The 11,984-nt window shown below is 73.5% G+C and carries 8 protein-coding genes; all 8 read left to right on the plus strand.

Annotated elements, in window-relative coordinates; translation table 11 throughout:
- The first annotated feature begins 127 nt into the window (after window positions 1–127).
- The 8 genes from OG553_RS38125 to OG553_RS38160 are packed head-to-tail and all read left to right on the plus strand — an operon-like array spanning window position 128 to window position 11,934.
- Window positions 128–1,456, plus strand: a complete 1,329-nt coding sequence (locus OG553_RS38125) for a SidA/IucD/PvdA family monooxygenase (protein WP_331719265.1) — start codon at window positions 128–130, stop codon at window positions 1,454–1,456.
- On the plus strand, window positions 1,444–2,787 hold the full coding sequence (locus tag OG553_RS38130) for an FAD-dependent oxidoreductase (protein ID WP_331719266.1): 1,344 nt from the start codon (window positions 1,444–1,446) through the stop codon (window positions 2,785–2,787). The genes OG553_RS38125 and OG553_RS38130 overlap by 13 nt, the downstream gene beginning before the upstream one ends.
- Window positions 2,784–5,081 (plus strand): class I tRNA ligase family protein, encoded by a 2,298-nt coding sequence (locus tag OG553_RS38135; RefSeq protein ID WP_331719267.1) that lies wholly within the window; start codon window positions 2,784–2,786, stop codon window positions 5,079–5,081. Before OG553_RS38130 ends, OG553_RS38135 begins: the two co-directional genes overlap by 4 nt.
- Window positions 5,078–8,368: an amino acid adenylation domain-containing protein gene (locus OG553_RS38140; protein ID WP_331719268.1), complete on the plus strand. Its 3,291-nt coding sequence runs from the start codon at window positions 5,078–5,080 to the stop codon at window positions 8,366–8,368. The genes OG553_RS38135 and OG553_RS38140 overlap by 4 nt, the downstream gene beginning before the upstream one ends.
- Window positions 8,365–9,975 (plus strand): AMP-binding protein, encoded by a 1,611-nt coding sequence (locus OG553_RS38145; protein WP_331719269.1) that lies wholly within the window; start codon window positions 8,365–8,367, stop codon window positions 9,973–9,975. Before OG553_RS38140 ends, OG553_RS38145 begins: the two co-directional genes overlap by 4 nt.
- Window positions 9,968–10,255 carry an acyl carrier protein gene (locus OG553_RS38150; RefSeq protein WP_331719270.1) on the plus strand — a complete coding sequence of 96 codons (288 nt, stop codon included), beginning with the start codon at window positions 9,968–9,970 and terminating at the stop codon, window positions 10,253–10,255. The genes OG553_RS38145 and OG553_RS38150 overlap by 8 nt, the downstream gene beginning before the upstream one ends.
- Window positions 10,256–10,258: 3 nt before the next feature.
- Window positions 10,259–10,873, plus strand: a complete 615-nt coding sequence (locus tag OG553_RS38155; protein ID WP_331719271.1) for a GNAT family N-acetyltransferase — start codon at window positions 10,259–10,261, stop codon at window positions 10,871–10,873.
- Window positions 10,870–11,934 (plus strand): C45 family peptidase, encoded by a 1,065-nt coding sequence (locus tag OG553_RS38160; RefSeq protein ID WP_331719272.1) that lies wholly within the window; start codon window positions 10,870–10,872, stop codon window positions 11,932–11,934. Before OG553_RS38155 ends, OG553_RS38160 begins: the two co-directional genes overlap by 4 nt.
- Window positions 11,935–11,984 lie beyond the last annotated feature (50 nt).

Consider the following 11,984-nt stretch of genomic DNA (forward strand, 5'->3'; position numbering starts at 1 on the left):
GCCGTACCGGCACACCACCGGCACCACACCGCACCCGTGCGCGCACGGCCGACACGGCCCAGCGCTCCCACCCCACCCACCCCTCCCCCCTCACCTCACACACCGAATCGAACGAGAGGTTCCGACAATGGGGCACGAGAGCTTCCGGCCGGGCATCACGCACTTCCGCTGCGTGGGAGTCGGCGTGGGCCCGGCCAACCTCAGCCTGGCGTCCCTGCTGCACGGCAGGCCGGACGTACCCAATCTCTTCCTCGACCGCAAGGAGTCCTTCGGCTGGCACGACGGCCAGCAGATCCCCGGCAGCACCCTCCAGGTCTCCCAGTTCAAGGACCTGGTCAGCCTCGCCGACCCCGCCAACCCCTTCTCGTTCCTGTCGTACCTGCACGCCAAGGGACGCGTCTACCACTTCCTCAACGCCCAGTTCGACGACGTGCCCCGGCTGGAGTTCCGCAACTACCTGGCCTGGGCCAGCCGCCGCAACGAGAACGTCGTCTTCGGCGAGGGCGTACGCGAGGTCGACTTCGACGACGGGCGCGGCGTCTTCACCCTCCGCACCGACCGGCGCACCGTCACCGCCGACAACGTGGTGGCCGGCGTCGGCAGCCGCCCCTGGGTCCCGCCGCAGGGCGAACACCTGCTCGGCCCCACCCAGTTCCACGTGGCCGACTACGTCCACGCCGCGCGCGACGTCGGCGGCAAGCGGGTCGTGGTCATCGGCGGCGGCCAGTCCGGCGCCGAGGCCTTCCTCGACCTGATCTCCCGGGGCGGCTGGGAACTGCCCCGCCGGGTCTCCTGGATCTCCCGCCGGCAGAACTACTTCCCCATCGACGACTCGCCCTTCACCAACGACTACTACATGCCCAGCCACGCCGACTACTTCTACGGACTGCCCCGCGAGCGCCGCCAGTCGCTGAACTCCCGCAACATCCTGACCAGCGACGGGATCTCCGAGTCCACCCTGCGCGAGATCTACCAGACCATCTACGTCCACCGCTTCGTCGAGGGCAACGAGGACCTGGTAGCCCTGCACCCCGGCCGCGAGGTCTTCGACGTCCGCCCCGGCCCCTTCGGTGGCTGGGAGGTCTGCGCCCGCCACACCGGCGAACCCGAGTCCGTGGAGAAGTTCGAGGCCGACGTCATCGTCTGGGCCACCGGCTACCGGCCCGCCGCCATGGACTTCCTCGCCCCCCTCGCCGGCCGCCTGGAGCACGAGGGCGAGGAACTGCGCGTCGACGAGGACTACGCCGTCCGCTGGGACGGGCCCGCCGACCGGCGGATCTTCGTGCAGAACGGGGTCCGCGGCCAGCGCGGCCTCGCCGACCCCAACCTCAGCCTCAACGCCTGGCGCAGCCGGCGCATCGCCGACCGGCTGTGCGGCGTGCGCGGCGACGAACAGCTCGCCTCCTTCATCGAATGGTCCTCGAAGGCCCCCCAGGAAGAACGGTGGACCGCCTGATGAACACGGACGCCACCCGCGCCTGCCGCACCCTCGCCACCGACCCCGCGGCCAGCCCCCCGGCCCCCGCGCCCGCCCCCGCTCCCCGGCCCGCCGCCCAGGCACCCGGCACCGCCACCGCCGCCCAGGCACCCGGCCCCCGGCCCGCCGCCCAGGCACCCGGCCCCCGGCCCGCCGCCCAGGCACCCGGCACCGCCACCGTCGCCGACCCCACCGACCCCTCCGTCTACCGCACCGCGGCCACCCGCAGCGGCGGCCCCGCCGGGGCGCGTACCGACGTCGCCGTCGTCGGCGCCGGCATCCTCGGCGTCCTCATCGCCCGGGAGATCCTCACCCGGGACCCCGCCGCCACCGTCACCGTCCTCGACCGCGACATGATCGGCTCAGGTGCCACCCGCCGCTCCGCCGGACTGAGCTTCCCGCGCGGCGCCAACGACACCGTCCGCACCCTCGCCGCCGAGAGCGAGCGCTTCTACGCCGACCTCCACACCGCCCGCCCCGACCTGCCCATCCACCCCCTCGGCATGACCGTCCTCGCCCCCGAGGCCGCCGAGGACCGGCTCCGCGAGGTCTACCTCCCCGAGGCCAAGCTCCGCTGGACCAGCGAACTCCCGCCCGCCGTCACCGGACTGCCCGGGGGCTTCGGGGCCTGGGAGGGCGACGGCTGCCAGTACGCGGACGTCCACGCCCTCACCCAGCTCCTCGCCGCCGAACTGCGCCCCGCCGCCTCCTTCCGCGAGGGCGTCGCCGTCGAGACCGTCGCCGCCGGCCCCGGCGGCGCCCGCCTCACCCTGACCGGCGGTGCCACCCTCACCGCCGGGCACGTGGTCATCGCCCCCGGGCCCTGGATCGCCGAACCCGCCTGGCGGGAACTGGTCGCCCCGCTCGGAGCCCGCGTCAAGAAGATCGTCGCCCTGCACGTGGACGTACCCCCCGCCCCCGGCGACCGGGCCCTCGTCCTGCACACCGAGGACGCCTTCCTGCTGCCCTTCCACCACCGCGGCCACTGGCTCTTCAGCTACACCTGCCAGGAGTGGGACGTCGACCCCGCCACCGTCGACCCCGCCCTCACCGCCGGCCACCTGCGCGAAGCCCGCGCCCTCCTCACCCGCTACGCCCCCGCCCTGGCCGCGCACTGCCGCTCCGGCCGGGTCTTCTGCGACGCGTACGGGCCCGACGGCAGCCCGCTGGCCACCCGCCTCGACCCCTACGGCCGGCTCCTCTTCGCGGGCGCCGCCGGCGGCTCCGGCTACCGGCTGGCCCCGGCCCTCGCCGCCCGGGCCGCCGACCTGATCCCCTCCCTCCCGTCACCGCGAAAGGCCACGACATGATCATCGCGAGTTATGACGCCGAAGCCCTGGAGCGGGCGTTCGGCATCGACATGAGCGACGTGGAGGGCCTGGGCACCGGCGCCGGCTGGGGCCGCGTGGCCCCCGGCGGCGCCACCGACGGCCACCACCACGACGAGACCGAACTGTTCGTCATCGTCTCCGGCCGCGGCGAGTTCGTCGTCGACGGCCACACCCACCCCGCCGCCCCCGGCACCGTCGTCCTCTTCGAACCCTTCGAGTCCCACGTCCTGAGGAACACCGGTCCGCGCGACACCGACGGCGGCGGCGACGACCTCGTCTTCTTCACCCAGTACTGGCGCGACGCCGGGAGGGCCATGACCTCCGCCACCGCCCCCGCCCGCGAGGGCTTCGGCGACCGGCCCGTCTTCGTCTTCTCCACCCCGCCCACCCCCAACGGCGACCTCCACCTCGGCCACCTCTGCGGCCCCTACCTCGGCGCCGACGCCTTCACCCGCTTCCAGCGCATGAACGGCGCCGAGGCCTACCACCTCACCGGCAGCGACGACTACCAGAGCTACGTCCTCGGCGCCGCCCGCGCCGACGGCCGCACCCCCGCCGAGACCGCCGCCCACTACAGCGCCGAGATCGCCGAAACCCTGCGGCTGATGGACATACCCGTCGACCAGTACACCGTCACCGACCAGGACCCCGGTTACCACGAGGGCCTCAAGGACTTCTTCGGCAGGATCACCGCCTCCGGACGGGTCTCCGTCGCCGAGCACGACGCCCTCTACGACGCCGGCACCGGCCACTACCTCTACGAGGCCGACGTCAAGGGCGGCTGCCCCGGCTGCGGAAACGACACCTCCGGCAACATCTGCGAGGAGTGCGGCGAACCCAACACCGTCGCCGACCTCACCGAACCCCGCTCCGCCGCCCACCGGGCCCCGGTGCGCGGCACCGCCGCCCGCTGGACCCTGCCCCTGCACACCTTCTCCGGCGAGGTCCGCGACCACCACCGGCTGGGCCGCGTACCGGCCCGGCTGCGCGAACTCGCCGACCGGGTCTTCGCCCGCCCGAGCCTCGACATCCCCCTCACCCACCCCTCCGGCTGGGGCGTCGAACCGCGCGAGGACGACACCGACGGGCAGGTCATCTGGGTCTGGCCCGAGATGAGCTACGGCTTCCTCCACGGCATCCAGTCACTCGGCAGCCGCCTCGGCCGCCCCTGGCAGGCCGCCGCACCCGCCCCCGACTGGAAGATCGTCCACTTCTTCGGCTACGACAACAGCTTCTACCACTCGCTCCTCTACCCCGTCCTCTACCGGCTCGCCCACCCCGGCTGGACCCCCGACATCGACTACCACGTCAACGAGTTCTACCTGCTGGACGGCGAGAAGTTCTCCACCAGCCGCCGCCACGCCGTCTGGGGCAAGGAGATCCTCACCCCCGACACCGTCGACGCCGTCCGCTTCTTCCTCGCCGCCACCCGCCCCGAAGGCCTGCGCACCGACTTCCGGCGCACCGCCTACGAGGCCTCCCTCGCCGACACCCTCATCGGCACCTGGCAGCAGTGGCTCACCGACCTCGGCGCCCGCACCGCCAAGCACCACGCCGGCCGCGCCCCCGACGCCGGGAACTGGACCCCCGAGCACACCGCCTTCCTCGCCCGGCTCGGCACCCGCCTCACCGCCGTCACCGCCGCCCTCGGCAAGGACGCCTTCTCCCTCAACCAGGCCGCCGCCGAACTCGACGGCATCGTCCGCGACGCCGTCCGCTTCGCCCGCGCCGAGAGCCTCCTCACCGACACCCCCGGCTGGGAGGACGAGAACCGCACCGCCATCGCCCTCGAACTCGCCGCCGCCCGTCTCCTCGCGCACGCCGCCGCCCCCGTCATGCCCCGCTTCGCCGCCCGGCTCGCCGCCGCCCTCGGCCAGGACGCACCCGGCACGTGGCCGCGTACGGTCGAACTCCTCGCCCCCGGCACCGCGATCGACCTCGCCGACGCCGTCTTCTTCCGGCCCGCCCCCGACCGGGCCGGCGCACCCGACGCCGACGCCGACCCCGTCCTCACCCCCTGGCTCACCCGGATCGCCCGCACCGCCCTGCGCCTCGCCGAGGACGAGCAGATCGCCCACCGCACCCTCACCCAGCTCGCGGCCGGCTCCCTCCAGGCCGTCACCGTCCAGTACCAGATCCTCGACGCCCTCGACGTCGACCTCTCCATGGACGAACTCCTGCACGGCGGCACCCTCGCCGAACTCGCCGCCGTCATCGCCGAGCGCGCCGAGCCCTCCGCCGTCGCCGCCCTGACCTCGGGGGACGCCCGATGAACACCCGCCAGATCCTGCGCGAGATAGCCGAACGCGGACTGTCCGTCGCCCTCGCCGACGGCGACCTGCGCCTCCAGGGCAACCGCGAACGGATGGACGCCGAGTTCATCTCCCGCGTCAAGGCCGCCAAGCCCGCCCTCGTCGCCCACCTCGCCCGCGAGGCCGAACACGGCCCCGGCTTCCCCCTCACCCCCCTCCAGCGCAGCTACTACGTCGGCCGCAGCGGGGTCTTCGAGATCGGAGACGTCTCCAGCCACGTCTTCCACGAGATCGAGGGCGACTGGGACCTCGACCGGCTGCAGAGTTCCCTCGACACCGTCGTCGCCGCCCACAGCGCCCTGCGCTCCCGCTTCCTCTCCGACGAACGCCAGGCCACCGAACACGGCGACGCCGCCTCCCCGCGCATCGGCGTCCTCGACCTGCGCGCCCACAGCCCCCGCCAGCAGGAACTGATCCGCACCGAACTCCGCGAAATGCGCTCCCACCAGGTACTGCCCGCCGACCAGGCCCCGCTGCTCACCGTCGACGCCACCATCCTCGACGACGACAGGATGGTCCTCCACATCGGCCACGACGGGCTCGTCATGGACGGGATCAGCATGTTCCTGTTCTTCCGCGCCTGGTGGCACGCCTACCAGAACCCCACCGCCGAGGTGCACGAGGAACTCCCCTACGAGGACTACCTCGCGGCCCTCGAAGCCGCCCGCGACCGGGCCCCCGCCCGCCGCTCCCGCGACTACTGGACCGCCCGCGCCGACGACCTCGCCCCCCACCCCGACCTGCCGCTGCGCACCAGCCCCGCCGCCCTCTCCGGCACCCGCTTCACCCAGCGCGAGGTACGCCTCGACCGCACCTCCTGGACCGCCCTCAAGGAACGCGCCGCCGGCCACGGACTGACCCCCTCCGCGCTGCTCCTCGCCGCGTACGCGGAAACCCTCGCCACCTGGGGCGCCGGCGAACGCTTCACCCTCACCACCACCGTCGCCAACCGGCCCCCCGTCCACCCCCGCGTCTTCGAGGCCATCGGCCAGTTCTCCGACACCCTCCTCGTCGAGGCCGAGATCGACCGCGCACTGCCCTTCGCCGCCCGCGCCCAGGCCCTCCAGACCCGCCTGCACACCGACATCGACCACCGCCACCACTCCGGCATCGAGGTCCTCAAGGAACTGGCCCGCCGCCGCGGCGGCATCGCCGGCGCCCGCATGCCGTACACCTTCAACAGCGCCATCGGACACGTCAGCAGCGAGGTCGACGGCTCCGCGCTGGAACTCTTCGGCAAGGAGGTCTTCACCGTCAGCCAGACCCCCCAGGTGTGGCTCAACGCCTTCGCGATGGAACAGCACGGCGAACTCGTCGTCCAGCTCGACGGCATCGACGAACTCTTCTGCGAGGGCCTCCTCGACGACCTCGCCCACGGCTACGACACCCTCCTGCGCGCCCTCCGCGAGGAGACCGCCTGGCAGCGTCACTCCTTCGACCTGCTGCCGCCCGCCCAGCGCGCCCGCCGCGCCGCCGCCAACGACACCGCCGTCGAACTCCCCGAGGAGATGCTCGGCGACGCCTTCGTCGCCCAGGCCGCCCGCACCCCCGCCGCCCCCGCGATCCTCACCGCCGACCGCACCGTCAGCTACGGCGAACTCCTGCACCGCGCCGCCACCGCCGCCACCTGGCTGCGCGAACAGGGCGTCGGCCGCGGCGAACTCGTCGGCCTCGTGATGCGGCGCGGACCCGAGCAGATCGTCGGCATCCTCGCCACCGTCCTCGCCGGGGCCGCGTACCTGCCCGTGGACGCCGGCCTGCCCGCCGCCCGGCAGGAGTACATGCTCGCCGACGGGCAGGTGCGCCGCGTCCTGACCAACACCGGCTGGACCCCCACCGGCTCCATGGCCGCCTTCGACCTCACCCGGCCGTGCTCCGGCCGCGCCGAACTCCCCGACCGGCTCCCCGGATCCGGCCCCGACGACCTCGCGTACGTCCTCTACACCTCGGGCACCACCGGCGCCCCCAAGGGCGTCATGGTCACCCACCGCAACGTCGCCAACGTCGTCGCCGACTGCCGGGAGCGCTTCGGGATCAGCCCCGAGGACCGGTTCATGGCGGTCAGCGCCTTCAACTTCGACCTGTCCGTGTGGGACGTCTTCGGCGCCCTCTCGGCCGGCGCCGCGCTGGTCATGCCCGACCACGACCGGGCCGTCGACCCCGCCCACTGGCTGGAGCTGTGCTGGCTCTACCAGGTCAGCGTCTGGAACTCCGTCCCCGCCATCGTCGGCCTGCTCCACGGCCAGGCCCGCGCCGACGGCGACGTACCGCCCGGCCTGCGGCTCGTCATGATGAGCGGCGACCGGCTCCCGCCCGCCCTGCCCGCGCAGCTGCGCGAGATGATCCCCGGCCTGGAGGTCGTCTCCCTCGGCGGCCCCACCGAGACCACCATCTGGAACATCCTCCACCCCGTCGGCGAGGACGAGGACGGCACCGAGTCCATTCCGTACGGCCGCCCCAACGCCAACAACCGCGCCTACGTCCTGGACCGCGACGGCCTCGACGCCCCCGACTGGGTCACCGGCGAGATCACCGCCGCGGGCACCGGACTGGCCCGCGGCTACTGGGGCGACGAACAGCGCACCGCCGAACGGTTCTACGAGGACCCCGGGCGCGGCGAACGCATGTACCGCACCGGCGACCTCGGCCGCTACCTGCCCGACGGCAGCATCCAGATCCTCGGCCGCACCGACTTCCAGATCAAGATCAACGGCTACCGGATCGAAGCCGGCGAGGTCGAGACCCGCCTCGCCGCCCTCGCCGAGGTCTCCCGCGCCGTCGTCGCCGCCCAGGGCAACCGGCTCATCGCCCACCTCGTCCCCTCCGGCGGCCACCGCCCGCCCCTGACCGAACTCCGCCGGGCCCTGCGCGCCGACCTGCCCGACTACATGCTCCCGGCGGCCGTCCTCTGGCACGAGGAGCTCCCGCTGACCCGCAACGGCAAGGTGGACCGTACGCGGCTGGCCGCGCTCGGCGCCGAGGACGGCGCGGCGCGGGAGACCGGCGGCAACGCCCCCGCCACCCAGGCCGAGAAGATCCTCTGCGACATCTGGTCCACCGTCCTGCGCCGCCCGGACATCGGCGCCCTCGACACCCTCGCCTCCCTCGGCGGCGACTCCATCGCGGCCGCCCGCATCCTCACCGCCGCCCGCAAGCGCTTCGGCGTCACCATCACCCTCGACCAGTTCTCCGAGATGGACACCGTCCGAGCCATGGCCACCACCCTCATGCCGGCGGCCGACCGATGACCCCGCAGCTGCGCGGGGAACTGCGCGACCAGCCCCCACCGGCCGGCAGCCGACACACGACCCACCCCGACACCATCCGCCGCATCACCACCGAGGCGCCCCCCGGAGGCAACCTCCACGTAGCCCGCCTGGAAGGCACCCGCACCATCCCCCTGCGCGAGCTGACGGCCCGCGCCGCCCGCCTCGCCCACCACCTGCGCGAGCACTACGGCATAGGCCCGGGCGACCGCATCGGCGTGCTCGCCGCCAACAGCCTCGAATGGGTCCTGCTCGACCTCGCCGCCCTGCGCCTCGGCGCACAGACCGCCGGCCTGGAACCCGGCAAGTTCACCCCGTCCACCGAACTCGTCGACGGCTACGGCCTCCACCTCCTCTTCACCGACCAGGACACCGGCGGGGTCCCCGACACCCTCCCCATGGCCGGCCTCTGGGAGCTCGCCGACCCCGACGCCAGCGACGGCCGCAGCGACGGCCCCGGCCTCGACACCCCGCCGCCCGTCACCTGGGCCGCCGACGACGTCACCACCATCAAGTTCACCTCCGGCAGCACCGGCGTCCCCAAGGGCCTCGGCGCCACCGCCGGCAGCATCGACAGCTCCCTCCGGGCCGTCCAGGAGATCTTCGAACACGCCCCCGGCGACAACCTCTTCGTCTTCCTCCCCCTCTCCCTCCTCCAGCAGCGCTACTGGGTGTACTCCGCCCTCCTCCACGGCCACGACGTCACCGTCACCACCTACGAGGCCGCCTTCGCCACCCTGCGCCGCGTCCGCCCCACCGTCGTCATGGGCGTACCGGCCTTCTACGAGAGCGCCCGCCGCCAGATCGGGGCCCGGCTGCGCCGCACCCCCGGCCGCAGCCCCGCCGAGGCCGCACGGACCCTCTTCGGGGACCGCATCCGCTACCTGTGGACCGGCTCCGCCCCCGCCTCGCCCGCCGTGCTGCGCTTCTTCAACGACACCGCCGGCCTGCCGCTCTACGAGGGCTACGGCCTCAACGAGACCTGCATCGTCACCAAGAACCACCCCGGCGCCCACCGCGAGGGCAGCGTCGGACGCGCCGTCCGCGGCAAGGAGGTGCTGATCGGCGACGACGGCGTCATCAGCGTCCGCAGCACCCACCCCGTCAACAACCACTACGAGTACGCCCGCCCCGGCGACTCCGAGAAGGTCTTCTCGCCCGACGGGACCGTCCGCACCGGCGACCTCGGCCACCTCGACGAGGACGGCTTCCTCTACGTGCACGGCCGCGCCGACGACGTCATCGTCCTCGACAACGGCAAGAAGGTCATCGTCCGCCCCATCGAGGAACTCATGCGGGCCGACCCGGCCATCGCCGAATGCGTCCTGTTCAGCCCCACCCAGACCGACCTCGTCGCCGTCGTCTCCCCGGCCGCCCTGCCCGCCGACCACACGGCCATCGCCGCCCGCCTCGCCGCCGTCAACGCCGCCACCACCCCCGACGAGCGGATCAGCCGCGTCCTCGTCGCCGACCCGCCGTTCAGCATCGAAGGCGGCCTGCTGACCTCCCAGTACAAGCCCAAGCGCCCCGACATCCGGGCCGCCTACCACTCACCGCTGCACACCCAGGAGGCCGGAATCCATGCCTGACACGAGCGACACCCGCGCGGCGATCGAGGCCGCCGCCCGCGACCAGCTCTCCCTCGTCCTGGTCCCCGAGGTCGAACCCGAGGCCATAGACCCCGGCGCCGACATGGTCTCCGCCTACGGCCTGACCTCCCTCAACAAGGTCCTCTTCCTCACCGAGGTCTGCGAGGAGACCGGCGTCGACCTCGCCCACTTCACCGAACACGACCTCGCCGACATGAAGACCCTGCGAGACGTCACCGAAGCCCTCGCCCGCCACCACCACGCCACCACCGGAGTCTGAGCCATGAGCGCCCCCAGCTGGACCGAGCACACCGCCGCCGTCCTGGAGAACGACAGGGTCCGCCTCACCCCGATCACCGAGGCCGACCGCGAGGGCGTCCGGGCCGTGGCCATGGACCCCGACATCTGGCGCTACTTCGTCGCCGCCGTCGGCACCGACGCCGACTTCGAGGCCTTCTTCGACGCCAACCTCGCCGACCACGCCGCCGGCCGCCGCGCCGTGTGGACCATCACCGACAAGGACAGCGGCCGCACCGCCGGCAGCATGAGCTTCGGCAACATGGCCGAGGCGGACCGCCGCCTGGAGATCGGCTGGTCCTGGCTCGGCCGCGACTTCCGCGGCCGCGGCGTCAACCACTGGGCCAAGGCCCTGCTGCTGGAGCACGCCTTCGAGGTACTGGGCGCCGAACGCGCCGAGTTCAAGACCGACGTGCTCAACCTCCAGGCCCGCCGCGGCCTCGCCAACATCGGAGCCACCGAGGAAGGCGTCCTGCGCAGCTTCAACTACATGCCCGGCGGCCGCCGCCGCGACGCCGTCTACTACAGCGTCCTGCGCTCCGAATGGCCCGCCGTCCGCGCCCTCCTCGCGCGCGGACCCAAGAAGGCCGTACCGGCATGAGCGCGCCCACCGCCGACCCCGGCATCGCCCACATACGGGCCTCCGGCACCCCCTGGGAGATCGGCCGCGCCCACGGCGCGGCCCTGGCCACCCCCCTGCGGGCCTTCCTCGACGACGCCCTCGCCCGCCTGGGCCACCTCGTCGACCGGCCCCCGACCCTGTCCGCCCTGCTGCCCCCGATCGCCGCCCACCGCGACGCGGTCGAGGCGGCCCTGCCCGAACTCGCCGAGGAGGTCGCCGGGCTCGCCGACGGGGCCCGGATCAGCGAGGACGAGGCCTGGCTGCTCCAGCTGCGCCGCGAACTCACCGGCTACTCGCGGATCCGGACCGGCGGCGACTGCACCACGTACGCCCGCACCGGACCCGGCACCGAACCCGTCCTCGCCCAGACCGTCGACCTCAGCGGCAACCTCGACACCCACATCGCCGTCCTGGAGACCGCCCGCGCCGGCTCCGCCCGCCGCTCCCTCGTCCTCAGCTTCGCCGGACTCCTCGGCTACCTCGGCGTCAACAGCGACGGCCTCGCCGTCGGCATCAACCTGGTCCTCGGCGGCACCTGGCGCCCCGGAGTCCCCCCGTACCTGGCCGTCCGCCACCTCCTCGACACGGCCGCCACCGCCGAACAGGCCCTGAAGGTCCTCGCCGACCTGCCGCTGTCCAGCTCCCGCTCCCTCATGCTCTGCGACCACGAAAGGGTCCTGTACGCCGAACACCTCGACGGCGACCTGCGCGTCACCGAGGCCGCCCCCGGCGCCCTCGCCCACACCAACCACTACCTCCACCCGGACTTCGCGCCCGCCGACGAGCTGAACGTCTTCGCCCGCAACTCCTCGCGCCGCCGCCTCGACGCCGCCCGCGAGGGGATCGCCGCCCTCCCCGCCGACGCGAACCCCGAGGACCACTTCGCGCTGCTCGCACGGCCCCCCGTACGCGTCCCCGACCGGGGCGACATCCGCGCCGAACGCACGGTCGCCGCGGCCGTGCTGCTCCCCGCGGCCGGGCGGCTCCACCTGAGGCCGGGCGACCCCGCGCACTCCCGCACGAGGGTGTTCACCCTGTAGCCCCAGGGCCCAGGGCCCAGGGCCAGGGATGTGTCCGAGAAAGGAGAATG

The organism is Streptomyces sp. NBC_00158 (genome assembly GCF_045160885.1).
Lineage (GTDB): Bacteria > Actinomycetota > Actinomycetes > Streptomycetales > Streptomycetaceae > Streptomyces.

Coding starts and splice junctions, on each gene's coding strand:
- OG553_RS38145 (WP_331719269.1), top strand. CDS start 8,365: ATGACCCCGCAGCTGCGCGGGGAACTGCGCGACCAGCCCCCACCGGCC.
- OG553_RS38155 (WP_331719271.1), top strand. CDS start 10,259: ATGAGCGCCCCCAGCTGGACCGAGCACACCGCCGCCGTCCTGGAGAAC.
- OG553_RS38125 (WP_331719265.1), top strand. CDS start 128: ATGGGGCACGAGAGCTTCCGGCCGGGCATCACGCACTTCCGCTGCGTG.
- OG553_RS38135 (WP_331719267.1), top strand. CDS start 2,784: ATGATCATCGCGAGTTATGACGCCGAAGCCCTGGAGCGGGCGTTCGGC.
- OG553_RS38140 (WP_331719268.1), top strand. CDS start 5,078: ATGAACACCCGCCAGATCCTGCGCGAGATAGCCGAACGCGGACTGTCC.
- OG553_RS38160 (WP_331719272.1), top strand. CDS start 10,870: ATGAGCGCGCCCACCGCCGACCCCGGCATCGCCCACATACGGGCCTCC.
- OG553_RS38150 (WP_331719270.1), top strand. CDS start 9,968: ATGCCTGACACGAGCGACACCCGCGCGGCGATCGAGGCCGCCGCCCGC.